Source organism: bacterium (assembly GCA_035691305.1).
GTDB lineage: Bacteria > Sysuimicrobiota > Sysuimicrobiia > Sysuimicrobiales > Segetimicrobiaceae > DASSJF01.
Map to the genome: position 1 here is coordinate 103,271 of DASSJF010000082.1, position 24,695 is coordinate 127,965.

At 71.3% G+C, this 24,695-nt stretch carries 24 protein-coding genes; 18 read left to right on the forward strand and 6 right to left on the reverse strand.

Features of this window, described 5'->3' with window-relative positions; translation table 11 throughout:
- The first annotated feature begins 21 nt into the window (after positions 1 to 21).
- The 12 genes from glyA (at position 22) to VFL28_16030 (ending at position 12,873) form a co-directional block, all read left to right on the forward strand.
- Complete coding sequence (gene glyA, locus VFL28_15975) at positions 22 to 1,278, forward strand: serine hydroxymethyltransferase (GenBank protein ID HET7266162.1); 1,257 nt, start codon at positions 22 to 24, stop codon at positions 1,276 to 1,278.
- Positions 1,278 to 1,733, forward strand: a complete 456-nt coding sequence (locus VFL28_15980) for a cytidine/deoxycytidylate deaminase family protein (GenBank protein HET7266163.1) — start codon at positions 1,278 to 1,280, stop codon at positions 1,731 to 1,733. Before glyA ends, VFL28_15980 begins: the two co-directional genes overlap by 1 nt.
- Positions 1,734 to 1,796: 63 nt before the next feature.
- Positions 1,797 to 2,543 carry a 50S ribosomal protein L25 gene (locus VFL28_15985; GenBank protein ID HET7266164.1) on the forward strand — a complete coding sequence of 249 codons (747 nt, stop codon included), beginning with the start codon at positions 1,797 to 1,799 and terminating at the stop codon, positions 2,541 to 2,543.
- A 107-nt stretch (positions 2,544 to 2,650) separates the two neighbouring features.
- Positions 2,651 to 3,304: an aminoacyl-tRNA hydrolase gene (gene pth, locus VFL28_15990; GenBank protein HET7266165.1), complete on the forward strand. Its 654-nt coding sequence runs from the start codon at positions 2,651 to 2,653 to the stop codon at positions 3,302 to 3,304.
- Between the two features lie 61 nt (positions 3,305 to 3,365).
- Complete coding sequence (locus tag VFL28_15995) at positions 3,366 to 3,974, forward strand: sigma-70 family RNA polymerase sigma factor (protein HET7266166.1); 609 nt, start codon at positions 3,366 to 3,368, stop codon at positions 3,972 to 3,974.
- Positions 3,971 to 4,468 (forward strand): zf-HC2 domain-containing protein, encoded by a 498-nt coding sequence (locus VFL28_16000; protein ID HET7266167.1) that lies wholly within the window; start codon positions 3,971 to 3,973, stop codon positions 4,466 to 4,468. The genes VFL28_15995 and VFL28_16000 overlap by 4 nt, the downstream gene beginning before the upstream one ends.
- A 1-nt stretch (position 4,469) precedes the next feature.
- Positions 4,470 to 7,013 (forward strand): polysaccharide deacetylase family protein, encoded by a 2,544-nt coding sequence (locus VFL28_16005; protein ID HET7266168.1) that lies wholly within the window; start codon positions 4,470 to 4,472, stop codon positions 7,011 to 7,013.
- Positions 7,014 to 7,058: 45 nt separating this feature from the next.
- Positions 7,059 to 7,823, forward strand: a complete 765-nt coding sequence (tatC, locus tag VFL28_16010; GenBank protein HET7266169.1) for a twin-arginine translocase subunit TatC — start codon at positions 7,059 to 7,061, stop codon at positions 7,821 to 7,823.
- A 327-nt stretch (positions 7,824 to 8,150) separates the two neighbouring features.
- Entirely contained in the window at positions 8,151 to 9,683 is a 1,533-nt protein-coding gene (locus tag VFL28_16015; GenBank protein ID HET7266170.1) for an FAD-dependent oxidoreductase, read from the forward strand.
- Positions 9,684 to 9,785: 102 nt separating this feature from the next.
- Positions 9,786 to 10,355, forward strand: a complete 570-nt coding sequence (locus tag VFL28_16020) for a sulfite oxidase-like oxidoreductase (protein HET7266171.1) — start codon at positions 9,786 to 9,788, stop codon at positions 10,353 to 10,355.
- Positions 10,352 to 11,557: an MFS transporter gene (locus tag VFL28_16025; GenBank protein ID HET7266172.1), complete on the forward strand. Its 1,206-nt coding sequence runs from the start codon at positions 10,352 to 10,354 to the stop codon at positions 11,555 to 11,557. Before VFL28_16020 ends, VFL28_16025 begins: the two co-directional genes overlap by 4 nt.
- Positions 11,554 to 12,873 carry a phenylacetate--CoA ligase gene (locus tag VFL28_16030; GenBank protein ID HET7266173.1) on the forward strand — a complete coding sequence of 440 codons (1,320 nt, stop codon included), beginning with the start codon at positions 11,554 to 11,556 and terminating at the stop codon, positions 12,871 to 12,873. The genes VFL28_16025 and VFL28_16030 overlap by 4 nt, the downstream gene beginning before the upstream one ends.
- A 52-nt stretch (positions 12,874 to 12,925) precedes the next feature.
- Here VFL28_16030 and VFL28_16035 read toward each other — a convergent pair whose 3' ends face one another.
- Genes VFL28_16035 through VFL28_16060 form a run of 6 tightly spaced genes read right to left on the reverse strand, consistent with a single transcriptional unit; the run spans position 12,926 to position 17,847 of the window.
- A complete protein-coding gene (locus VFL28_16035) occupies positions 12,926 to 13,636 on the reverse strand; it encodes a hypothetical protein (protein ID HET7266174.1) in 711 nt (236 codons plus the stop codon).
- A 56-nt stretch (positions 13,637 to 13,692) separates the two neighbouring features.
- On the reverse strand, positions 13,693 to 14,937 hold the full coding sequence (fabF, locus tag VFL28_16040) for a beta-ketoacyl-ACP synthase II (GenBank protein ID HET7266175.1): 1,245 nt from the start codon (positions 14,935 to 14,937) through the stop codon (positions 13,693 to 13,695).
- 31 nt (positions 14,938 to 14,968) lie between these two features.
- A complete protein-coding gene (locus VFL28_16045; GenBank protein HET7266176.1) occupies positions 14,969 to 15,448 on the reverse strand; it encodes a hypothetical protein in 480 nt (159 codons plus the stop codon).
- Between the two features lie 45 nt (positions 15,449 to 15,493).
- Complete coding sequence (locus VFL28_16050; protein ID HET7266177.1) at positions 15,494 to 15,958, reverse strand: SRPBCC family protein; 465 nt, start codon at positions 15,956 to 15,958, stop codon at positions 15,494 to 15,496.
- Positions 15,959 to 17,173, reverse strand: coding sequence for an NAD(P)/FAD-dependent oxidoreductase (locus tag VFL28_16055; GenBank protein HET7266178.1), 1,215 nt, complete (start codon positions 17,171 to 17,173; stop codon positions 15,959 to 15,961). It abuts the gene before it with no gap.
- Positions 17,170 to 17,847, reverse strand: a complete 678-nt coding sequence (locus VFL28_16060) for a methyltransferase domain-containing protein (GenBank protein HET7266179.1) — start codon at positions 17,845 to 17,847, stop codon at positions 17,170 to 17,172. Before VFL28_16060 ends, VFL28_16055 begins: the two co-directional genes overlap by 4 nt.
- A 197-nt stretch (positions 17,848 to 18,044) precedes the next feature.
- Between VFL28_16060 and VFL28_16065 the strand changes: the two genes are divergently transcribed.
- From VFL28_16065 to VFL28_16090, 6 genes are all read left to right on the forward strand, one after another.
- A complete protein-coding gene (locus VFL28_16065; GenBank protein ID HET7266180.1) occupies positions 18,045 to 19,010 on the forward strand; it encodes a cobalamin-binding protein in 966 nt (321 codons plus the stop codon).
- Positions 19,011 to 19,125: 115 nt separating this feature from the next.
- On the forward strand, positions 19,126 to 20,190 hold the full coding sequence (locus VFL28_16070) for an AI-2E family transporter (GenBank protein ID HET7266181.1): 1,065 nt from the start codon (positions 19,126 to 19,128) through the stop codon (positions 20,188 to 20,190).
- 112 nt (positions 20,191 to 20,302) lie between these two features.
- Positions 20,303 to 20,578 (forward strand): hypothetical protein, encoded by a 276-nt coding sequence (locus tag VFL28_16075; protein HET7266182.1) that lies wholly within the window; start codon positions 20,303 to 20,305, stop codon positions 20,576 to 20,578.
- Positions 20,579 to 20,932: 354 nt separating this feature from the next.
- The gene (gene ada / locus VFL28_16080; GenBank protein HET7266183.1) at positions 20,933 to 22,129 is read left to right on the forward strand and encodes a bifunctional DNA-binding transcriptional regulator/O6-methylguanine-DNA methyltransferase Ada; all 1,197 of its coding nucleotides are present in this window, start codon (positions 20,933 to 20,935) and stop codon (positions 22,127 to 22,129) included.
- Between the two features lie 165 nt (positions 22,130 to 22,294).
- A complete protein-coding gene (locus VFL28_16085) occupies positions 22,295 to 23,392 on the forward strand; it encodes a Zn-dependent alcohol dehydrogenase (GenBank protein ID HET7266184.1) in 1,098 nt (365 codons plus the stop codon).
- Between the two features lie 11 nt (positions 23,393 to 23,403).
- Positions 23,404 to 24,669 carry a D-alanyl-D-alanine carboxypeptidase family protein gene (locus VFL28_16090; GenBank protein HET7266185.1) on the forward strand — a complete coding sequence of 422 codons (1,266 nt, stop codon included), beginning with the start codon at positions 23,404 to 23,406 and terminating at the stop codon, positions 24,667 to 24,669.
- Positions 24,670 to 24,695: the final 26 nt, after the last annotated feature.

Genomic DNA, 24,695 nt, shown 5'->3' on the forward strand with positions numbered 1-24,695 from the left:
GGCTGGAAGGAGTGACGCGCTGTGGATGAACTGCGCCGCACGGATCCCGAAGTCGCCGAGGCCATCGCGAACGACGTCGAGCGGCAGCGCTACTACGTCAATCTGGTCGCGTCCGAGAACTACGCCAGCCGCGCGGTGCTCGAAGCGCTCGGCAGCGTGCTGACCAACAAGTACGCCGAGGGGTACCCGGGCAAGCGCTACTACGGCGGCTGCGAGTACGTGGACGTCGTGGAGCGCCTCGCGATCGACCGCGTGCGCGCGCTCTTCGGCGCGGAGCACGCCAACGTGCAGCCTCACGCCGGGGCCCAGGCGAATATGGCGGCGTACTTCGCGGTGATCAAGCCCGGGGATCCGGTGCTCGCGATGAACCTTGCGCACGGCGGCCACCTGACCCACGGCAGCCCGGTCAACTTCTCCGGCCAGCTCTACCGCATCATCCCCTACGGGGTTCGCGCGGACACGGAGCTGATCGACTACGACGAACTGGCGAAGCTTGCGCGCGAACACCGGCCCAAGGTCGTCGTCTCCGGCGCGACGGCCTATCCGCGGCAGTTCGACTTTCCGAAGATCCGGACGATCTGCGATGAGGTCGGCGCCGTGATGATGGTGGACATGGCCCACTTCGCCGGGCTCGTGGCCGGCAGGGCCCATCCCGATCCGGTGCCGTACGCGGACATCGTCACCTCGACCACGCACAAGACGCTGCGCGGACCGCGCGGCGGCCTGATTCTCTGCAAGGAACGCCTCGCCGCGGCGATCGACAAGGCGGTCTTCCCCGGCATGCAGGGCGGGCCGCTCATGCACGTGATCGCGGGCAAGGCCGTGTGCTTCAAAGAAGCGCTGCACCCAGAGTTTCGCACCTACGCGGCGCGCATCGTGGAGAACGCGCGCACGATGGCGGAGGAGTTTCTGCGGCGCGGCTACCACGTCGTCTCCGGCGGCACGGACAACCACATGGTCCTGCTCGACGTCCGCAGCAAGAAGCTCACCGGCCGGAAGGCGGAACGGGCGCTCGAGGCCGCGCATATCGTCGCGAACAAGAACATGATCCCGTTCGATCCGGAGAAGCCGATGACGACGAGCGGCGTGCGCATCGGTACGCCGGCGCTGACGACGCGCGGCATGCGGGGCGCGGAGATGCGGATCGTTGCCGGCTGGATCGATACCGTGCTGAGCGCGCCGGACGACGAGGCGGTGCGGGCGCGCGTCCGGGCCGAGGTGCGCGCGCTGTGCGCGTCCTTCCCGATCTACCCCGAGCCGGTGGAGGCCCTGCGCTAGTGGCGCGTCCGTCCTGGGACGAGTACTTCATGAGCCTGGCGCACCTCGCGGCGACGCGGTCGACGTGCACGCGGCGGCACGTCGGCTCGATCATCGTGAAGGACCGTATGGTGCTCAGCACCGGCTACAACGACACTCCGCGCGGGCTGCCGAACTGCGGCGAGGGCGGCTGCGCGCGCTGCGCGTCGGCGGCCGCCTCCGGCACCTCGCTCGACACCTGCCTCTGTCTCCACGCGGAGCAGAACGCGATCGTGCAGGCCGCGTACCACGGCGTGCCGATCGCCGGCGGCACGATCTATTGCACGCACCAACCGTGCCTGACGTGCGCGAAGATGATTGTGAACGCGGGCCTCATTCGCATCGTCTACGACGAGCCGTACCCGGATCCCGTCGCCGAGCGGCTGCTGACTGACGCGTCGATCGCGTTCAGCCGGCTCGTGCCGGTGCCGGCGTAGCACCGCGCCCCCGCTGAGTGCTATAATGTGCCGTCGTACCGAACGGATTGGAGGGGACCTGTCATGGAACGGGTAAGCCTGAGCGCCCAGGTGCGCGCGGCGACCGGCAAGAGCGGCGCCAAGCGCGCACGCCGCGAGGGGCAGGTGCCGGCGGTAGTCTACGGCCGCGGCCGGACGCCGCGCCCGGTGTCGGTGGGCCGTAAGGAGCTCGTGTCGGCGCTGCAGACCGCCGGCCGGAACGCGCTGATCGATCTCAGGATCGCGCAGGACGGGAACGCGGAGACCGAGGTCGTGATGATCGAGGAAATCCAGCGCGATCACATCCGCCGCGAGATCCTGCACATCGACCTTCATCTGATCAGCCTGACCGAGGCGATCGAGGTGAGCGTGCCCGTGGTGCTCGCCGGCACCCCCGAGGGTGTGACTTCCGGCGGCGGCGTACTCGAGCAAATCCACCGAGAGATCGAGGTCAAGTGCCTCCCGACGCGGATTCCCGACCGCTTCACCGTCGACGTCAGCGGGCTGCGCGTCGGCGGGTCGATCCACGTTGGCGACTTGAAGGTCGAAGAGGGCATCGAGATTTTGACGCCGCCGGAAGAAGTGATCGCGGCGGTCTCCGCGCCGGCGGTCGAAGAGGAGGCTGCGCCGGCGGCGGCGGAAGGCGAAGCGCCGGCGGAGCCCGAGGTCGTGGGCCGCGCGGCCGCGGAGGGCGAGACGCCCGCCGAAGAGGCCGCCAAGGGCGGCGCGAAGGCGGAGGCCAAACCCGCCAAGGCCGAGGCGAAGCCGGCCAAGGCCGAGAAGAAGGAGTAACGCGGTTCGGCTGCGCGTTCGTGGTTTGGTGCATGAGGGGCGTGGGATCGGGCCGCGCCCCTCATGCTTATCGCCGAAAATTCATCGGTTGCACATGAGCGCATGAGATGATCGCCATCGTGGGGCTCGGCAATCCGGGGCGGCGGTATCGAGGCACGCGGCACAACCTCGGCCGCGACGTGGTGGACCGCGTGGCGGAGAAGCTCGGCGTGGAATTGAACGAAGACGGATTCGCCCGAACAGCGCGGACCCAGTTCGGCCGGGCCCCGGTGCTGCTCGCCATTCCCGAGACCTACATGAACGTCAGCGGACAAGCCGTCTCCGAGATCGCCCGGCGCCGCCGCGTGAAGCCGGAGAATCTGCTCATTATCTATGACGACCTCGACCTTCCCGTCGGCCGGTTGCGTCTCAGGCCGGCCAACGGCGCCGGCGGCCACAACGGCATCCGGTCGATCATCGAGCATCTCGGTACGAAGGCGTTCCCGCGCCTTCGGGTCGGCATCGGCCGTCCGCCGGCCGGCGTGGACGCGGAAGAGTTCGTCCTTCAGCGGTTCGCCCCCGGCGAGCGCACGGTGATCGACGAAGCCGTCGAGCGCGCCGCCGGCGCCGCGCTCGCCGTCGTCAGCGACGGGCTGGAGGCGGCGATGAACCGGATCAACGTCCGGGAGACGCCGGCCCGCCCGGCGGGCTCTCGCGAAGCCGGGCCGGACCCGGCCGGGGGCGTCCAAAGGTCCCCCCGGTCCGAAGACCCCCGTGTCTGAGGGGAACTTCCGGCCGGCCGGCAACGCTTCCGAAAAGGAGGCCGTTACCCGGGGGTCGGACGTGACGGAAGCCGTATCAGCGCTGAGCGTACTCAACGCGGGGGCGCAGGCCGCGGAGACCGGCGCGCACCGCCTGGCGGCGTTTGAGGAGCTGCTCAACCGCCACCTGCGCAGTATCTACCGCGTGGCCTACCGCCTCGCGGGCAACGCGGACGACGCGGAAGACCTGATGCAGGAGGCCGTGGCGGAGGCGTTTCGCGCGTTCGACCGGTACCAGCCCGGCACGTACTTCGATCGGTGGGTCTACCGGATCATGCACCGTACCCACATCGATTGGATCCGGCACCGCGGCCGCCGGCCCGAGGTGTCGTTCGACGCGCCCGCCTCGCCGGAGGGTGATCCGCTCCTCGCGCGGCTCGGCGACACCGCGTCCGATCCGCAACATCTCACCGAGATCAAGGATCTCGACGGGCCGATTCAGGCGGCGCTCGAGAGCCTGCCGCCGGAGTTCCGGGCGGTCGTCGTTCTTGCGGACATCGAGGGACTCTCGTATGATGAAATCGCGGCCGCGGCCGAGTGCCCGGTGGGCACCGTTCGGTCGCGCCTGCATCGGGCCCGCGAAGCACTTCGCACGGCGCTGCGGCCATACCTCAGGGGAGGGGAAGGGTGAAGGACCTGCACGTTGCCGACCACCTCTCGGCGTATCTCGACGGCGCCCTGCCGGCCTCCGATCTGGAGCACGTGCAGGCGCACCTCGAGGTATGCGGGACGTGCGGCCGGGCGTACGAGGAGCTGCGGAGTCTGCGCGGCCTTCTACGGGAGCTGCCGGAACCGGCGGTGCCCGCGGGACTGGCCGACCGGATCCATTGGCGGCTCACCCGCGAGGCAGCCCGCCGGCCGTCACCGTGGGCTGCGGCGTGGGCGGTACTGCCGCGGCCCGTGGCGCGGCCGCTGCGGGTGGCGCTGGCGGCGGCGACGATGCTGGTCGTGATCGGATTGCCGGGGGGCTGGGTGTCGGGGCTGTTCGCTCCGCGTGGGACGACGTTCGATCCGGATGCGTACGTGCGTGACTATCTGCTGACCTCGTCCGATCGCCTGACGGACGACGTGACCCGAACCGTTATCGCCCATACGGCCCTCCCGGAGTCGACTGTCCAGAGGTAAGATGATCCTCCGCCTTCGCCGCCGCCGGACCGCCTGCCGGCGGACTCGGCGGCCATCGTGCCATCAAAGGCGGATCGCATTCCTCGCGGTTTGCGCGCTTCTAGCCGCCGTCGCTTCGGACCGTGCCGCGCTGGCGGCGCCGGGGTACCCCGCGACCGGCCAGACTGAGCCGATCCGCTGGCTGCAGGAGGCCGCGCTCGCGCCGCGCAGGGTGAGCTACTCCGGCACCAAGACCGTGACCGTGTGGGCGCAGACCGTGCGCGCGTCGGAGGTGCGCATCTACCATCAGGCGCCGGACCGGACGCGGCTGGATTACCTCGCGGCCGGCGATCAGCCCGAGCGGATCGTCGTGATCAACGGCGGGCGGCAGACCGAGTTCGTGCCGGGCCGCGGGCGGTACATCGAAGGCCAGGCGCCGCAGACCGACGAGGACGCTCTGATCCGCCAGTTTCTGCCGCAACTCGCCGCGAACTACGACGTCCGGTTCGCCGGCGCGGAGCGCGTCGCGGGCCGGCCCGCGCGCATCGTCGACATCCAGGGCCGCCTGCCCGGCCGGCCCCGCTTCACGCTGTGGCTCGACGTAGAGACGCGCCTGATTCTGCGCCTGGAGAGCTACGGCCCGGCCGGCGCGCTGCGGGAGACTTCCGCGTTCCTGAGCGTACAGCTCAACCCCGTGCTGTCGGCGGGTCTGTTCATCGTCTCGCCGCCGGCGGGCGCTCACGTCCAGACGCGTCCGTCGCAGGCGGCCCCCCGCGCCGGACTCACGATCGAAGAGATCTCGCGGCGGGTCGGCTTCATTCCGCAGCTGCCCGCGTATCTGCCGCCCGGTTACCAGTTCATCCGGTCGAACGTCGCGACGATTCAGGGCACGCCGACGGCGACGTTCGTGTTCTCCGACGGCGTCGCGACCATCAGGCTGTTCGAGAGCCGCGGGGCGCAGATGGGGGGGGCCGGCGGACAGCCGGTGCGCATCGGCCCGTTCGAGGGCACGGTGCAGGCGCGCGGCCTTGCGACCGTCGTGCACTGGAACGCCAACGGCATCTCGATGACGCTCGTCGGCGACGTCGCGTCCGTCGAGCTCGTGCGGGTCGGCAGGTCGGTGCCGCCGGCCGGCTCGTCGGATACACCGCTCCGGCTGGGCGGCACCGCCGCACGTGTCGAGAACGGGGCCCCGTCGTGGGTGGGGCGCGCCACGTGCTGGCTTCGCGCGGCGCTCGCTCCGGCCGTCGCGGAGGCCGCGCTGCCGGCGAAGGCTCAGCCACCGTCCGGCTGGCCCGATGTTCCACCCGTGCCCGTCTCGCCCTACATCACGAACAACACCCACCCCATCGGGCCCGGCATCCACGCCGAAGAAACACCCATCTGGCAGGCGTTCGTCGACCAGGGCCTTATGCCGGTCGTGGTCAAGGTGACGGTGGCGAGCGACGGGGTGACCAAGCTGCCCGACGGCCGGCTCGCGCGGCTGGCCTGGATCTGGTTCGTCTACGGAATGGACCGTACCGGGGCGTCCGGCGCCATGGCGCGGGAGGCCGCCGGCACCGCGCGGGCGCTCGCGGCCGTGGCCGCCCAGGCTGACCCCCGGGTCGACCGGATCACGCTCAGCGGCTACTATCACCTGGCGGGACGCTTCGACGGACGCCGCACCGACGCGACCTTCACCGCGGCCCTTTCCTCCGCGCGCCTGCTCGCGCTGCCTCCCGGCGGCGATCCGCGCGCGGCGCTCGAGGCGGCCGGACACGTCTGGCTCGCGCCCGAACTACTGGAAGGGGCGGTGGTCCCGCATTTGCCCGTCGCGCACGATCCGCACCTGCCGGCCGGCGCGCGGGCGCCGGTGCTTCCGGGCGACCGCACGTATGAAGCGGCCGAACGGTTCCAGGGCACGCTGCTCCAGCAGATCGTCGATGCCAAGGTGCGGCTGCAGGGTCTGCTTTTCGGCGCCGAGAGCCGCGGCATGCTGTGGCGCGGCAACCCGCGCCGGCGCGAGATCGCGCTGACCTTCGACGACGGTCCGAGTCCGCTGACGACGCCGCTCCTGCTGGCGGTGCTGCGCCGGTACCACGCGCATGCCACGTTCTTCGTCATCGGGCAGCACGCGCGCGCCTATCCGTACGTGGTCGCCGAAATGGTCGCCGAAGGCGACGAAGTGGGCAATCACACGTTCCACCATCCCAACATGACGACCCTGCCCGCCCTCGTCGCCGACAGCGAGATCGCGGCCGCCGCCGCCGTGATCGACCGCGCGGCCGGCCGGCCGGCGGAGTGGTTCCGGCCGCCCGGCGGCGACTATACCGCCGGCGTCGCGGCGGACGCCCGGGGGCACCGGCTCGGCATCGCGATGTGGACGTCGAACTCCGGCGACTGGGCGCTGCCGGCGTACCGCATTGTGATCGACCGCGTGCTGGCCCGCGCCGAACCGGGCGCGATCATCCTGCTGCACAGCACGACGCTCAACACCGTGCGGGCGCTGCCGTCGATCCTCGTCGAGCTGCGGCGGCGCGGCTACGCCCTCGTCACGGTCTCCGAGCTCGCGCGCGACGCGCAATAGCCGACACAGGGTCGCGGACGCGGGCTTGACGAATCAATGCAGGCCGTGACGGACGAACGTTCCGACACCCCGCGCGACCGGCCGATGACGCTCATCGAGCACCTCGAGGAGCTGCGCGTCCGGCTGACCCGGTCGATCATCGGCCTCCTGGTGGCGACGCTGGTCGGCTTCATCTTCGTCGATCCGCTGCTCGCGCTGCTGCTGCGGCCGACCGGGCACATGAAGCTTACCACGCTCACGGTGCTGGAGCCGTTTCTCGTCAAGGTCAAGATCGCGTTCCTGTTCGGGCTCGCCGTCAGCATGCCGTGGATCATGTACCAGGTGTACGCGTTCATCTCGCCGGCGCTGACGGACAACGAGCGGCGCAAGACCATTCCGCTCGCCCTGCTCGCCGGCGTGCTGTTCGCGATCGGGCTCGTCTTCGGGTACCTCTTCGTCCTGCCCATCAGCACGCACTGGCTGCTCGCGCAGGCCGGCAGCCAATTTCAGGTGCTGCTTACCGCGAACGCCTACATCTCGTATGTGTTGTTCTTTCTGCTGATCGTGGGGGGGACGTTCGAGACCCCCCTCGTCATCCTGTCGCTCGCGATGCTGGGGTTGGTCACGCCCCAGACGCTGAGGCGGGAGTGGCGCATCGCCTACATGATCATCGCGGCAATTGCCGTGTTCGGGACGCCGGATTGGAGTCCGGTCACGATGATGCTGGTCGCCGTCCCGATGGCCATGCTCTACGAGTTCAGCATCGTCCTCTGCCGCATTTTCATCCGGCCGCCGGCCAAGACCGCCCAACCGGTCCGCTCGAGCGGGTAGCGCCCCCGGCCGCCCCGCGCCGTCCGGGCCGTGCCCTTTCTATAGAACGTTCACACGTTTGGCGGAAAAGGGAAGACTGATAGTGTCCGAGGCGGCGACAGCCCTGCCGCGCTGCGCCGGCCCGGCCGGGGTTCTCCGCTTGGGAGTGCTTCAGACGGGAGGGGACTCGCCCGGGGCGGTATCCGCGCCGCGCGTCTCGGGTCCTCACACTATTGCGGAGCGAACCGTCATTGTTATAATGGCGTATTAAGCGGTACGAGAGGTCGCTATGGCGCACTGGACGCCGTGGCGTCGGGGGGACGCATGAATCTTGGGAGGTCGATGCCGGTGCGGCGCGGAGTCCGCGTGTTCGCGGCTTCCGTGCTCGCGTTTTGCGTGGCGGCTCCGCTGTCGATGGGCCCCGCGGCACCGGTCGCGGCCGGCGTGGTGACGGATGCCTGCGACGTGCGGACGCCGCTCCTCGTGGTCGGCGGCACGCCCGCCGGCGTGGCGGCGGCCGTCGCGGCGGCCCGGACCGGGACGGCCGTGTACGAGACCGAAGCGCGGCCGTACCTCGGCGGCGACCTCACCGGCGCGATGCTGAACATGCTCGACATGGACTTCGGCCTCACGGGCGAGCATCTCGCGCGCGGCGTATTCTCCGACGTCTACAAACAGCTCGGCATGACCTTCGACGTCGAAACTGCCAAGCGCGTCTTTATGGACGAGGTCAAGCGGGAGCCGCTGATTACGCTGCGGCTGCACCGCAGGCCGGTCGAGGTCTTGATGAGCGGCCCGTGGGTGACCGCCGTCATATTCGACGACACGAAGAGCGGACAGCGTCAGACCGTGTGCGCGAAGCGCGTGATCGACGCGACCGACGACGGCGACATCGCGGCGATGGCCGGGGCGCCGTTTACGATCGGCCGAGAGGATTCGGGCATCGACCGCGCGATGATGTCGGCGACGCTCGTGTTCGAGGTCAAGGACGTCAACTGGCATCAGGTCACCAACTACGTGACGGGTGTGCGCGAGCAGCACATGCGGCGCGGCGGCGTCTACCAGGGCAACGTCTGGGGCTACGGGCCGATCATGCGGATGTACAAGCCGGTGGAGCCCAACGTCGCGATCTACGACCTCAACATCGGGCTCCAGAACAATCACACAGTGCTGATCAACGGGCTCCTCGTCTTCGGCGTGGACGGCACCGATCCGGCCTCGGTCGCGGACGGCATGCGGCGGGCGAAGGTCGAGCTGCCGACCCTGATGGAGTTCCTGCGTGAGACGGCGCCCGGCTTCGCGAAGGCGGATCTGGTCCGGACCGCCGACTACCTCTACATCCGCGAAACGCGCCACGTCCGCGGGCTGTATGTGCTGACGGCGAACGACATCGTAAACAGCCGGGTGTTTTGGGACGCGGTCGGCGTTGCGAGTTACCCCATCGACATCCATCCGTACAAGATGGGCGAGTTCAATCCGTACGCGCCGAAGCGGTTCGTGTACACGATCCCGTTCCGCTCGCTGGTGCCGTACGGCACGGCGAATCTCTTGATGGCGAGCCGGTCGATCTCCGCGACGTACGCCGCCGCGGCGTCGTGCCGCGTTATCCCGACGACGATGGAAGAAGGCCAGGCCGTGGGCGTTGCCGCGGCCCTCTCGCTCGAACGGCGGGTGTCCGTGCCGCAGCTCGCCGAGCAGCCGTCGCTGATTCACGAGCTGCAGGCCGGTCTGCACGGGCAGGGCGCGTTCCTTCTGCCGGACACGCTCGAGTCGCTCGGCGCGGCAACGCCGCCGTGGTTCGACCGCACCGGCTCGGCCGCGCGGAACCCCGTGCTGCCGTCGACGGCGCCGGTCGACGGCGCCGGTCCCACCAAGCCGTAAACGCCGCGGGTTCGCGGCATGAGAGACGGCGGCCGGGCGGCCGCCGTCTTCGCTTTTCGGGGTTCGAGGGGCGCCGCCGCCCCGGGCCGAAGAAATGCCGCTATGGACGCGTCCCGGCTGCCGCCCGGCCAGACCCTCACGGAGAAGTGGCCGGTCCTCCATTACGGCGGCATTCCCAAGATCGACACGGCCAAGTGGATGTTCACGGTGGAGGGCGAGGTCGAGACGCCGGCCGGCTGGACCTGGGACGAGTTCATCGCGCTACCCCGCCGGAGCGCCCGCGCCGACATCCACTGCGTGACCGCGTGGTCGCGTTACGACAACCTCTTTGAGGGCGTGCCGGCGTCCGAGGTCGTCGCCCGGGCGCATCCGCGCCCCGGGACCGCCTTCGTCATGGTCCACTCGTACGGCGGCTATGCGACGAACCTCCGGCTCGACGACCTCACGCAGGAGGACGTGCTGTTTGCCTTCACCCACGACGGGCGGCCGCTCCCGCCCGAGCACGGCGGGCCGTGCCGCCTCGTCGTGCCGCGGCTGTATTTTTGGAAGAGCGCGAAGTGGGTCCGAGGACTCGAGTTCATGCGCGAGGAGCGCCCCGGCTTCTGGGAGCAGAACGGCTACCACATCCGCGGCGACCCCTGGAAGGAAGAGCGCTACTCCGATCCCTGGTGACGTCCGGCACCGACACGGAGCGATCGACTCCCACCCGCCTGGCCGTGCTGTGGCTGGCCGGTGTCGACCTGCGGGTAACGATGCTGGCGCTGCCGCCGCTGCTCATCTTGATCCATCGCGACCTCGGTTTGAGCGAAGCGGCGGTCGGCGCGTTGACCACTCTGCCCGCCTTGATGATGGCCGCCGCGGCCGTGCCCGGGTCGCTGCTGATCGCACGCGCGGGGGCGCGTCGGGCGGCGATCGCGGGCCTCGTCATCGTCGCGGTTTCGGCGGCGCTGCGCGGCGTCGGCCCGTCCGTCGTGACGCTGTTCGCGATGACGCTCGTCATGGGAGCCGGCATCGCCGTGATGCAGCCCGCGGTCCCGGCGCTGGTCGCGCGGTGGTGTCCCGACCGCGTCGGCTTCGCGACCGCGCTCTACGTGAACGGCCTGCTGGTCGGGGAGACTCTGAGCGCGGCGCTCACGCTGCCGCTCGTCCTGCCGGTGGTTCGTGGAAATTGGCCGGCCGCGCTCGCGGTGTGGTCGGTGCTGCCGCTCTTGACCGCCGGGTTGGTGCTGGGGTTCGGGGGGCGACTGCCGGACGCCGCGGTCGGCCCGGAGGCACGCTGGTGGCCCGACTGGGGGCGTCCGGAGACCTGGCGGCTCGGCCTCATCCTCGGCGGCGTCGGGACCGCGTACTTCGGCAGCAACGCCTTCATCCCGGACTACCTGCGGACCGCCGGCCGCGCCGACCTCATCGGCCCGTGCCTCGCGGCGCTGAACGCCGGCCAGTTGCCGGCGTCGGCGATCGCACTGGTTGTCGCGCGCGCGATCACAGGACGCCGCGCGCCGCTCCTCGTCGTGCCGGCTGCGATTGCGTTGAGTCTCGCCCTGTTCCTGGCGGCGCCGCCCTCCCTGTGGGTGCCGGCTGCCGGGGTGATCGGCTTTTGCTGCGCCTTCGGGCTCGTGCTGTCGATGGCGCTGCCGCCGCTCGTCGCGGAAGCCGCGGAGGTGCATCACGTGTCGGCCGGTATGTTCGCCTCCGGCTACGCGTACTCGTTTCTGCTGCCGCTTCTCGGCGGCGTCGCGTGGGACGTCACGCGCCTGCCGGCGGCGGCCTTTCTGCCGGCGTTCGCCGGCGCGGCCACCACGTTCGCGGCGGCGCTCGGGCTGCCGCGCCGCGCCGGACCCGGAAGCGGCGAGATAAGGGAGGTCGCGGGATGATCTGGAACCGGACCGCTGAGACGATGCCCCGTCCCGATCTGGAGGCGCTGCAGCGCCGGCGCCTCGCCGATCTCGTCGCCCGCGCCCACGCGCGGGTGCCGTTCTACCGCGCAACGCTGGACCGCGCCGGCGTCCGCCCGGAGCAGATCCGGTCGCTCGACGACCTGCGTCGGCTCCCGTTCATGCGGAAGTCCGATCTGCGGGATCACTATCCGTTCGGGCTGTTCGCGGTGCCCCTCGAGCAGGTGGTGCGCCTGCACGCCTCGTCCGGCACGACGGGAAAGCCGACCGTGGTGGGCTACACGCGGGCCGACCTCGGGATGTGGGCGGAGGTCTGCGCGCGGTCGCTCGCGGCGAGCGGGGCGCGGCCGGGCGACGTGTTTCACAACGCGTACGGGTATGGCCTCTTCACCGGCGGGCTGGGCATGCACTACGGCGCCGAACTGCTGGGCATGGTCGTCGTGCCGGTGTCGGGCGGCAACACCGAGCGGCAGTTGCTGCTGCTCCAAGATTTCCAGCCGCGCGTGATCGCGTGCACCCCGTCTTACATGCTGACGCTCGCGGAGGCGGCCGCGGCGCGCGGCATCGATCCGCGGAGCCTGGCGCTGCGGTCCGCGGTGCTGGGCGCGGAGCCGTGGACGGAGGCGATGCGCCGCGAGATCGAGCGCGCGCTGCCGCTCAAGGCGGTCAACATCTACGGCCTCAGCGAAGTGATCGGCCCCGGCGTGAGCAACGAGTGCGTCGAGGCGCAGCACGGCTCGCACATTTTCGAGGACCACTTCCTCGTCGAGGCGGTGGACCCGCAGACCGGCGAGCCGGTGCGGCCCGGCGAAGTCGGAGAGCTGGTATTTACGACGCTCACGAAAGAAGCGCTGCCGGTGCTCCGCTACCGCAGCGGCGACCTCGCGTCGCTCGATCCCGCGCCGTGCGTCTGCGGGCGCACGCTCGTCCGGATGTCCCTCGTCGTCGGGCGGACCGACGACATGCTGATCATTCGCGGCATCAACGTCTTTCCGTCGCAGGTGGAAGCGGTGGTGGTCCAGTTTCCGGAGCTGTCCCCGCACTACCAGCTCGTCGTGACACGGGAGCGGACACTGGACGCGCTCGAGGTGCGGGTCGAGGTCGCATCCGGCGCCGCGGACGCGCTCGGCCCTCTCGGGGGGGACGCCGGCGGGGCGGACGACCTGAGGGAGCGGATCGCCGGACGGCTGCGGGGTGTCTGCGGCATCGCCGCGCGCATCACGCTGCAAGGGCCGGGAACCCTGCCGCGCAGCGAAGGCGGCAAGCTCCGCCGGGTCATCGACGAGCGGCGGTAAACACGGCGGTGCGCCGTCCCGCCGGCGGCGCGCCACCCGATGGGCCGGCGGCTCAGCGCTCCAGCAGGTCCGCCTCGATCACGTCGTGCCAGGGTGCTCCCGACGGACCGGCAAACGGCGTCGAGAGGTAGAAGGGTCCGCTCACGCGGACGCGCTCACCCTCCCGCACCGTCGAGCGGCCCCACGCGACCACTCCGACCGACCGGCCCCCGGCCTCGAGCCGGAACACCGTGAGGGGCGAGCCCTGCGCGTCGGCCGTCTGTTGGACCGCTGCCGCCGTCCCCGTGACGGTCACGACCGTCCGGTCGAAGCGCGCCGCCTGCGCGGCGAGTCCTGCGACCGTATCGTTCGGTACGGCGCCGGTCACGAGCGGAACGGCCGGCGGCGCAGCGACCGGAGGGGCCGGTGCCGTCGTTCCGGTGCCGGGTTGGATAACCGGCAACACGACCGGGCCGACGATCGGCACCTCGAACTCCGGCGTTCCGACGACCGGCACACCGATTACGAAGGGGGCAGGCGGCGTCACCAGGGGCAGCGTCGCGCCGGGCGGACAGACGGTGATCTGCCGGGTCACCGTCGCGGCGGCCGGCACGAGGGGCACGGGAAACGCGATCGCATCGAGCGGCGTGACCGTGATCGGGCTCGACGTGCGCGTAGTCGCGATCAGGATCTGGCGGCACGTGGCCTGGGCGCCGGCCGGAACGGCGCCGCCGGCGGCGAGCACCGCCGCGGCCGCGAGCGCCCCGAACGCCCGTTTCACCATGGTCTCACCTCGGGGTCCTCATTCGCGACGCGCGCGCCGGGGGCCTGGGTCCGCGGTCAGGCCTGGCCGAACACGAGGGCCGCGTTGATCCCGCCGAACCCGAACGAGTTGCTCAAGATGTGACGCACCGGCATCGTGCGGCCGGCGCCGCGTACGTAGTCGAGATCGCAGCCCTCGTCCGGATCCTCCAGGTTCAGCGTGGGCGGAACGTAACGATGGAGCAGGCTGAGGAAGCAGCTCGCCGCCTCGATCGCCCCGGTCGCGCCGAGTGCGTGTCCGTGCATCGCCTTGGTCGCGCTGACCGGTATCCGGTAGGCGTGCGCGCCGAGGACCTGTTTGATCGCGAGTGTCTCCGTCGTATCGTTGAGCGGAGTGCCGCTGGCATGCGCGTTGACGTAGTCGACGTCTTCCGCGGCGATTCCGGCTTCCGCGAGCGCCAGCCGCATCGCGCGGGCGGCCTGGGTGCCGGAGGGGAGCGGCGCCGTCATGTGGTGGGCGTCGTTCGACGCGCCGAAGCCGAGCACCGTGCCGTAGATGCGCGCGCCGCGGCGGCGCGCGTGGTCCCGCTCTTCGAGGACGAGCAGCGCCGCACCCTCGGCCATCACGAACCCGTTGCGCGTGCGGTCGAACGGCCGGCAGGCGCGCGCGGGCTCTTCGTTGTGCGTGGACATCGCCCGAATGATGTCGAAGGCGCCGAACGTCAGCGGCGCGAGCGGCACCTCCACGCCCCCCGCGAGCATCACGTCCGCGTAACCGTCGCGGACCGTCCGGAACGCCTGTCCGATCGCGATCGCGCCGCTCGAGCAGCTGTCGGAGTTCGCGCTGGACGGCCCGCGAAGGTCGTACTCGATCGCGACGTTGCACGAAGCGGCCCCGCAGAACACCGACAGCGCGAGCGTCGGCCGGATCCGGCGGACGCCCTGATTCAGGAAGATCGCGTGCTGCTCTTCGGCGAAGACCGCGCCGCCGAGCGCGGACCCGACGAAGCAGCCGATCGCGTCGCGATCCTCGTCTTCCAGCCGCAGGCCGGCGTCGTCGATCGCCATACGCGCGCTCACGACCGCGAACTGCGCGTACCGGTCGAGACGCCGCAGGCGGCGCGCGTCGATGAACGCGGCGGGGTCGAACTCCGCGACTTCGCCCGCGACGCGGCTGCTGAACGGCGTCGCGTCGAACCGCGTGATCGGGCCGATCGCGGAGCGTTCGCGCCGCAGCCCTTCATATAGGCCGCCGGCGCCGGATCCGATGGGCGTGATCGCGCCGATGCCGGTTACGACGACCTGGCGTCTCGTATCCGTCACGATTCACCCCCGCTGGGTTGCACCGCCGCCCTCAAAACAGCAGCTTGGCGCGGACGATCTTCTGGGTCATGCGGCCGATGTCGGCCTGCATCGCGCCGAGCGCCGCCTGCATCGTCTGCAGCGGCCCGCTCAGGGCGTCGAGCGTGCGGGTCATCGCCCCGAGGCGGTCCTGCATCTTGTCGACGCTCCGGCTCGTCCTGTTCGCCTCGACGAGCGCCGCCGACAATTTCGCGTTGGACGTCCGCAGCAGCACGTTGGTCGTGTCGAGCTTGCCGTTGACTTCCGTAAGGGTCCGGTCCATCGTCGTCAGAGTGTCGAGCTTGCCGTTCATCGCCGGCAGAGCGTTCAGCCGCGTGGTGAGGTCCGCCAGCTGCGCGGACATCTCGTGGACTTGAACGAGCAGAGAGACCCCGCCCACAAGGAGCGCGGCGAGCAGCGCAAAGACCGCCGCGGCCGCGACCGGCCACGGCACCGTCACCGACACGACGCGTCTGGGATAGGTTTCGTACATCCCGATCACCTCGGTTCCGTTCCGGCACGCTTTTCCCCAGGCGTGTCACGAAACGGTATCCGGAGACCCCTCCGCCTCGACCAGTCGCTTGATGTGCCTGAGCGTGGTCCTCGCGGTCGGTTCGATGAACAGCGGGCCGATGATCGCCCGCGCGACGGCGCGCCCGACGAGCGGCCAGCGCAGATCCAGATCGTGCACGATCGACACCGCGACGTCGCCGCCGGCCGCCGGCTCGAACCGCCACTCGACCTCCATCCCGCGGGTCACCCCGCGGACGTGCGTGAAGCGGATACGCGGCGGTGCCGGTTCCACGCGCTGACGCGCCCACCACCAGATCGGGATCCAACCGCGGCGCGCCTTCATCTCGACGACCCGCGTGTCCCCCTCGGATGCGACCACCCGGACGGCGCGGTAGTGCGGGAGAATCCGGGGCCAGCTCTCCACGTGCGCGGCGTAGCGGAAAATCGTCTCGACCGACCCCCGAATCCGCACCGCGGTCTCGGTGTGCACCTACGTCCACCCCAGGAAGCGCGGCAGCACCGCCGGATGCAGCACGCCGCCTACGCCGTCCGTGTTGCCGATCACGCCGATGAGCCGGCGTCCGAGGTCTGGGTCGCGCGTCACCTGCGCCGCGGCGCGGCGAACGACCGCCGGACGGAAGGCGAGCACTTGGACGAGCCGGGCGGCGGTGAAGACGGGTCCGAACGCGCGCGCCCGCGCGAGCGTGTAGGCCCAGGGCGAGGGGACGCCGGCGCGATCGAGGGCCTCGGCGGCGGCCGCCGCGCACATCTCCGCGCCCCGGAGCGCGAGGTACACGCCCTGGCCGGTCATCGGGTCGAGATGGGCCGCGGCGTCGCCCACCAGTAAGATGCGGCCGCGCGCGGCGCGCCGGCGGTAGTATCCGAGCGGCCCGACGGTGATCAGTGGACCGACCCGCTCGGCGCGGTGAAGCCGGTCGCGGAGCCCCGGGCAGCCGCGCAGCCACGATCGGTAGCCCGCCTCCAGATCGCCGTGCCAAGCACGCACGGCATCGCGGCGGACCGCGATCGTCACGTTGGCGAGGCCGTTCGCGAGATGCGCGACGCCGCAGTACCCGTCCTGCCGCAGGTGAATCTCGCCCCATGCCCGCGTTTCGGGGGTCGCGCGCTCAGGGCCGCCATCCACCGGCGCGAGACCCCCGAGATACGCTCCGACGGTGTAGCGACCGTGCCGGACCGGAACGCCCATTCCGGCGACTCGCGCCACCGTCGAGCGCAGGCCGTCCGCGCCGACGAGGAGCCGCGTCGCGTACGACTCTTGCCGACCGCCGCGCTCGACGACGATGCGGATGTTCCGGCGTCCGGATTCTATCGCGGTGAGGCGCGTGGCGTCGTGGATCGTCGCCCCCGCGCGCCCGGCGTGATCGAGCAGCAACTGATCGAGGACCGCCCGGCGCAGCGCCCAGCCGTTCCGCCGGGGAAAGGCGAGCGGCGCGTCTTCGCCGTCGGCCGTCACGAGCCGCATGCCGCGCACCGGCGCGGCCGCCCGCCGCACGTCCGCGCGAACGCCCATGCGGTCGAAGAGTTCGTCGCAGCCCGGATTCAAATAGTCGCCGCACGGCTTGGCGCGCGGGAACACGGCGCGGTCGACGAGGAGGACCCGGCAGCCGCGCCGCGCGAGCAGCGCCGCGGTCGCACTGCCGGCGGGCCCGCCGCCGACGACGGCCACGTCGACGGGCGCCGTCACCCGAGCCGTTCCAGCACCGCCCGGAAGCCCGGCACGCGGCGCACCGTGAGTTTCGGGATTCCGGCCGTCGCGGTCAGGGTTTGGTACTGCGCCCACGAATATGCCCGGCCGACCGAGCGCGGACCGTCGGTGCGGATGAGCGGATTGCGGAAGCACCGCGTCAGCAGCCACACACCGGCGTGCGCGGCGGGTGAGCGAACGAGGTCGACGACAAAGAAACCGAGGCGCCCGAGCCGGTCGAGTCGCCGCAGCAGCGCCGGCCGCTCCTCCGGCTCGAGATGGTGCAGCGAGATCGTGCAAAGGCAGGCGTCGAACGCGCCGTCGCGGAACGGCAGCGCGCGCGCGTCGGCCCGGACCACCTCGATCGCCGGGAATTGGGCGGACGCCTCCGCGGCCAGGCGCGCCGTTGCCGGATGCCGGTCGACGGCGGCGATCCGCACCGGAACGCCGCGCCGCCCGGCCCACCGGACTACGGCACGCGGAATGTCCGCGCCGCCGGTCGCGACGTCGAGGAGCGCGAGTGGCGCGCCGAGCGTGCGGGAACGTCGCCACGCCGGCAGCAGGCGGTCGAGATAATCGCACACGAGATGCACCGCGCCCGTAAGCCGGTTGATGCGTCCGAGCGCGGCGAGATTCGGACGCATCAGCGCCTCGGGACACGCCGGATCGTCCATCAACTCCGGGACGGGTCCGGCGGCCGGTTCCCTTAGATTCGCGCCCACGCGCCCTCTGCCGCCACGATGCGTCCTCCGCAGTTCCGTTCCAAGTATCCTGCCGGGCTGCAACGGCTCCGTAACGCCGCGCGGGCGCTCGCGGCGCCGCCGGTTCTCTGACTAGGCTTTCCCCATTCAATCGCGAAATCGGTCTCCCTATGCGCATTGCGACCCTGCTGCCGAGCGCCACGGAGATCGTCGCCGCCCTGGGCCTCGCCGGCGACATCGTGGCCGTCACCCACGAGTGCGATTACCCGCCGGAGGTCCGCGGCCGCCCGGTGGTGGTCCGGCCCCGCGTCGACTCCTCGCTCGGCAGCGCGGCGATCGACGCGGCGGTTGAAGCCGCGCTGCGCCGCGGCGACAGTTTGTATCGGCTCGACGTGGATGCGCTCGCCGCGGCGCGGCCGGATCTGATCGTGACGCAGGACCTATGCGACGTTTGCGCCCTGCCGAGCCTTGATGTCGAAGCCGTCGTGGCCGGGCTTCCCGGACCGCCGCGTGTCCTGCGGCTTCACCCGCACACGCTCGAGGATGTCTTCGGCGACATCGCGCGGGTTGGGGCCGCGGCCGGGCGCGCCCCCGAGGCCCGCCGGCTCCTTGCGTCGCTCCGGGCGCGCGTCGCCGAGGTGGCGCACGCGGGGCGCGACGCGGGACGGGCCGCCGCCGCGCCTCGTGTCTTCTGCATGGAATGGCTGGATCCGCCGTTCTGCAGCGGGCACTGGATGCCCGAACTCGTCGAGTTCGCGGGCGGCCGCGAGGTCGTCGGCCGACCCGGCCGTCCCTCGTTTCGCGTCGCGTGGGACGAGATCGCGGCGGCCGCGCCCGAGGTCGTTGTGCTGACCGTCTGCGGCTTCGACATCGCGCGGACGCGCGCGGAGTTGCGCACGATCGCAGAGCGGCCGGCGTGGCGGGCGCTGCCCGCGGTGGCCGCGGGCCGCGTGTACGCGACCGACGGCGGGGCGTTCTTCAGCCGCTCGGGCCCCCGGCTCGTGGACGGCCTGGAAACCATGGCTGCGATCCTGCGCGACGCCGCCTCGCCGGCGCCCGTGCCGTCGCGCCGGGGAGGCGAGGGCCCTCGCGGCGGGGTCGCCGCCGGGCTGTGGGTCCGGGTCGAAGCGACGTAGGGCACAATGGCAGGGGGCGGCGTCGGCGTTTCGAACTACTTACGCCGACTTCCGCTGGGCGAAGCCGTTGGGGGGCGGTCGGATAAGCACGCTCGATCGGTGGGCCAAGGCGACGATGATGGCCGTCGTCGCCGCGGCCGTCGCATTCATCCTGTGGCGTCTGCGATTCGTCCTGGTGACGGTCGCGCTCGGCGCGATGCTGGCCTATGCATTGATGCCGTTCGTGGAGCGCGCCGGCCGGCTGCGGCTGTGGGGCCGGCCCGTGCCGCGCCTCGTTGCGGTTCTCGCGGTGTTCGTGGCGGCGGCCCTGGCGCTGGGCCTTGTCGTCCGGCTGGCGATGCGGCCGCTCGCCACCGAAACTCGGCACTTTGCGCAGAACGTCGAGCAGTACCGCGACCAGGTGGGCGCGGCGCTGACGCAGCTGCAGCATGGGCTCCGCCGGAGCCTCCCGGCGCCGCTCGTACCACAGGTGGAGCGGGCCCTCGATCAAGCGGAAATGATCGCGCTCGGCGCCGCGACGGGCGCGCTGCGCGGTACCGCGCGCTGGATCTCCAAGGGCTTCGAAGTGCTGCTGATTCCCATCCTCGCATTTTACTTTCTGCTGGACCTGCCGGTCTTGCGCGACGAGCTGCTCGGCTTTCTGCCCTCCGGCGCGCGGCGGATCGTGCTGCTCGCCGGCCGCCGGGCGGACCGCATTGTAGCCGGCTACGTTCGCGCGCAACTGATCCTGATGCTGATCGCGGGCACGGCGATCACGCTCGGCCTGACGATTCTGGGCGTGCGCTATCCGCTGCTGCTCGGCATCTTCGCCGGCCTGACGCGCGCGATTCCAATCATTGGCCCGGTGTTGGGCGCCATCCCGATCGTCGGCATCGCCGCGCTGCAGTCGCCGGCGACGGCGCTGACCGTGCTGACCTTCTTCACCATCGTGCAGCTCGCCGAGACCAAAATCATCCTGCCGAAAATCATCGGCCACGAACTGCGGCTGCACGCGGTCACCATCCTGCTTGCGCTGCTGGTCGGCAACGCGCTGTTCGGGCTGATGGGCATGTTCCTCGCGCCGCCCGCCGCGGCGCTGGCGAAGGCGCTGCGGGAGACCCTCGCGCCCGCGCCCGATGAGCCGGTGCCGGTCGAGTTGCCCGAGGCGCTCCCCGCCGCGGCCGCGGCTCGTCGACGCTAAGCCGCTGAGTCGACCCCCGGAAGATCCCGCCGCCGCCGGGAACTGAGCGCGTCGGGCGCGCGCTATATCCGGTACAGCGAGCGGTGCGGGAACCACTGGGAGGTGGCGAATCGTGACGCGGAAAGAGTTTCTCGCGGGGGCAGGCGCGGCGGCCGCGACGTTCGCGGCGGCGGGCGCGGCGATGGCGCAGGTGCCGCCGGCGCGCGGCGAGGTCGGGAGCGGGCGGAATCTCGTGCACGTGCGGGCCGCGCTGGAAGGGATGATCGACCAGCTGCAGCACGACCAGACAGACTACGGCGGATTCCGGGTTCGCGCGATCGAGAACATGCAGCGCGCGCGCAACGACATCGTGGCGGCCCTGCAGTGGGACGCGACCCACAGCCACTGAGCCGGCCGGAACGCCGGCTACATCGAGCCGCGGCGGACGACGCCGCGGCTCATGTTGTGTCCGCCGTGGACCGGATCGGGTTCGGTCGGGATGGGGACGGGCCGCAGACTCTGCATCGCGCGCGTCAGCACGGGCATGTCGTCGCGCAGCCGCTCCGGCCGGGTCGCCGCCGGTTGACGGCGCGATCGCCGATAGCGCAGGGCCCCCTCGTGACAAGGTCGTCTTCCAAGCCCGCCGGGACGAACCGGCCCGCGAGATCGTGCACGGTCTTGTATGTGTCGGTTTATCCTTCCAAAACGGATAGCGGCGTCTCCGCGTGGCGCGTACCATCGGTGTGACGATGGAGGTGGTGGTATGCTGAACCTACACGACGTCGCGGCGCAGACGAACGGAGCGCGCGCGAGCGAGGATCACGTAAACGGGATGCGCACGGACAGGCTCCTTCGCGACGGCGTCCCCGCCGGTGGAACGCAAACGGGCGGCCGGAACGGCCTCGGCGCGAACGACGACCGCCGGTGGCAGGCGGTGCTCACGCGCGACGCGTCGGCCGACGGCACTTTCGTCTTCGCCGTGCGCTCGACCGGCATCTACTGCCGGCCTTCGTGTCCGGCGCGCCGGCCGAAGCGCGACCGCGTCCGGTTCTTCCGGGAGCCCAGGCAGGCGGCGGAGGCCGGCTACCGCCCGTGCCGGCGATGCCGCCCCGACGTCCTCCGCGAACGCCGCGACGCCGTCGCGCTCGTCCAGCACGCGTGCCGGTTCATCGAGGCCCACCTCGACATGCCGCTCAAACTCACGTCGCTGGCCGGCGCCCTCGAGAGCCGGCCGCAGGCGATCCGCCACGCGTTCGCCCAGGTTCTCGGCATTACGCCGAAGCGGTACGTCGACGCGTGCCGGCTCGATATCGTCAAGGCCCGGCTGCGTGCGCAGGCGGCGGTGACGACCGCCCTCTACGACGCGGGGTACGGGTCGAGCAGCCGGCTGTACGAACGCGCCGGGGAGCGGCTCGGCATGACGCCCGCGGCGTACCGCCGCGGCGGGGCCGGGGCGACGATCCGATACACGACCGTGGCCACTCCGCTCGGGCGTCTGATGGTGGGCCGCACCGACCGGGGAATCTGCGCGGTGTCGCTCGGTGACGGCGACGCGGCTCACGCCGCGGCGCTACGGACCGAATATCCGGCGGCGCGCCTCGTGCGGGATGATCGGGCGCTCGCGCCGGCGGTGCGGTCGATCCTGGGATACCTCGACGGCCGCGAGACGCGCCTCGATCTGCCCGTCGACATCCGGGCGACGGCGTTTCAGGCGCGGGTGTGGGAGGCGTTGCGCGCGATCCCGTACGGTGCGACGCGCTCGTACAGCGAGGTCGCGCGCGCCATCGGGCGACCGGCGGCCGTCCGCGCCGTCGCGCGGGCCTGCGCGGCGAACCCCGTGCCGCTCGTCATCCCGTGCCATCGCGTCGTCCAGAGCGACGGCGGCCTCGGCGGCTACCGGCTTGGGGTCGAGCGGAAGCGGGCGCTGCTCGAGCGGGAGGCCGCGGCCGGGCACCGCTGAACGGTCACCCGCCGGAGCGATCTGAAGGGGAACTCGGCCGCGAGTTCCCCTTTTTGATGTCGGTTTGCGACCTCAATCGGGGCAACGTACACGGTAAGGTCGTGAGAGGATTCATCGCCGGGCGGCGGGAAGCCCCGCTCACTTCCTCGAGAGGAGGACCCGCCGGTGCGCGCCGCGGTCTTCTACGAAGTCGGCAAGCCGCTCGTCGTCGAGGACGTCGATCTCGAGCCGCCGCGTCCGGGCGAAGTGCTGGTCCGGATCGTCGCGACCGGCGTCTGCCACAGCGACCTCCACTATATCAAAGGGGACCTCACGATGCCGCTGCCGGTGGTGCTCGGGCACGAGGCGTCGGGCGTCATCGCCTCCGTCGGCGCCGGGGTCGAGTCGGTGCGCTCCGGCGACCACGTGGTGCTCCTATTCGCGCCGTCGTGCGGCGCGTGTCGGTACTGCGACAGCGGCCGCCCCCATCTGTGCGAGATGCGGTATCGCGTCCGCGGCCGGATGCCCGACGGGACCACGCGGCTGCGCCTGCGGGGCGAAGAGATCAACCATTTCACCTGTGTCTCCTCGTGGGCGGAGCAGGCGGTCGTCCCCGAATCGGGGGTGCTGCGGATCGATCGCGACCTGCCGCTGTCCGTCGCGGCGCTGCTCGGCTGCGCGGTCACGACCGGCGTCGGCGCGGTGGTCAATACCGCGCGCGTGACGCCCGGCGCCAGCGTGGTGGTGATCGGGCTGGGCGGCGTCGGCCTGAACGTCGTGCAGGGCGCCCGCATCGCCGGCGCCACGACGATCATCGGTGTGGATCTGCTCGACCACCGCCTCGAAGCGGCACGGCGGTTCGGCGCCACCCACGTCGTGAACGCCAAGCGGGACGACGCGCTGGCGGCGATCCGCGATCTCACGGGCGGCGGCGCAGATTTCGCGTTCGAGGTGATCGGGCGGCCGGAGACGGTCCGTCAGGCCGTGGACGCGGTGGCCCGCGGCGGTGTGGCGGTCGCGGTCGGCATCCCGCCGGCGAAGGCGGAACTCGCCGTGGGCGGGACCGCGTTTGTGATGAACGAGAAACAGCTTCGGGGCTGCTTCTACGGTTCGGCGCGCCTGCGCGACGACATTCCACGGATGCTCCGGCTGTATTATGGGAGGCAGCTCATGCTCGATGAACTGGTGACCGCGTCGTTCCCGCTCGACCGCGTCAACGAGGCGGTGGACGCGCTCGATCGCGGCGACGGCCTGCGAACCATCCTGCAGGTGTCGGCGGCGTGAGGAGGCGTCCAATGCCGCGGCCTGTCTCGCGCCTCGCGATTGCCGCGTTGTGCGCGGCCCTGCCGCTCCAGCCGTGGGCCGCGGTTCCCGGTCCGGCCGAGGCGGCCGCGCGGCCGCACGTTCCCGCTGCCCAGCCGGGCGGGCCGGCCGGTGCGCGCGCCCCGCTCCCGAACGCGGCCGCCGTCCTCATGGAGGTGAGCACGGGCGAAGTGCTCGAGAGCACGAACGCCCACGTGCAGCACCAACCGGCGAGCCTCGACAAACTGATGACGCTCTATCTCACGCTGCAGGCGATTCACAGCGGACGGCTGACGCCCGACACCAACGTCACGGTCAGCACCGAGGCGTGGCGGATCGGCCGCGTGCCCGGCAGCAGCCGGATGTTCCTCAACGTCGGGGACACCGTTACGGTGCGCCAGATGCTGGAGGGCCTGATGGTCGCGTCGGGCAACGACGCCGCGGAAGCGCTGGCCGAGACGGTCGGCGGATCCGCGGACCGGTTTGTCGAGGAGATGAACGCTACGGCGGAGCGCTTCGGCATGCACGACACGCACTTCGTCACGCCCCACGGCCTGCCCGCGCCCGGGGAGCACGTGAGCGCCGCCGACATGGCGGTGCTGGCGCGGCACGTTCTGCTGGAGTTTCCGAAGGCCACGCAGTACAGCAGCCCGCGGTACGAAACCTACGCCGGCATCAAGCAGGCGAATTGGAACAACCTCATCTTTCGCGATTCCCGCGTGGACGGTCTCAAGACCGGACATACGGAGGAGTCCGGCTACAGCATCGTCGCAACGGCCCGCGACGGCGATCTCCGTCTGGTCGCCGTCGTGCTGGGTGCGCCTTCCGTGCCGCGCCGTACGGCGCTGGCCGAGGGCATGCTGGCCGCGGGGTTCGCGCACTACACCGTCGTCTCGGTGCCGTGGCAGACGGTCGTGCCGGCGGTGCTGCGGGTGTACGGCGGCAGCGTACACGCGGTCGCGATCGCGCCCGCCCGTCCGGTGACCGTGCTCGTGCCCCGCGGTTCGCGCGGCGACTTCGAGGTGACGGAGCAAATCACGGCGCGGCCGTTCGCGCCCGTTGCGCGCGGCCAGGAGGTCGGGACGCTGACGGTGCGGCGCAACGGCCGGGTCGTGCAGAGTGTGCCGCTGCTCGCCTCGGCCGCCGTCGGGCGCTCGGGCCTCTTCGGACGGTTGTGGGGTGCGATCACGTACGCCGCGGCCTCGTTGCTGCACCGGCATCCGGTTACGTCGCGCGGCACGTACTCGCCGCCGAGTTAGCCCCGCAGGCGTACGCGGCCACGCGG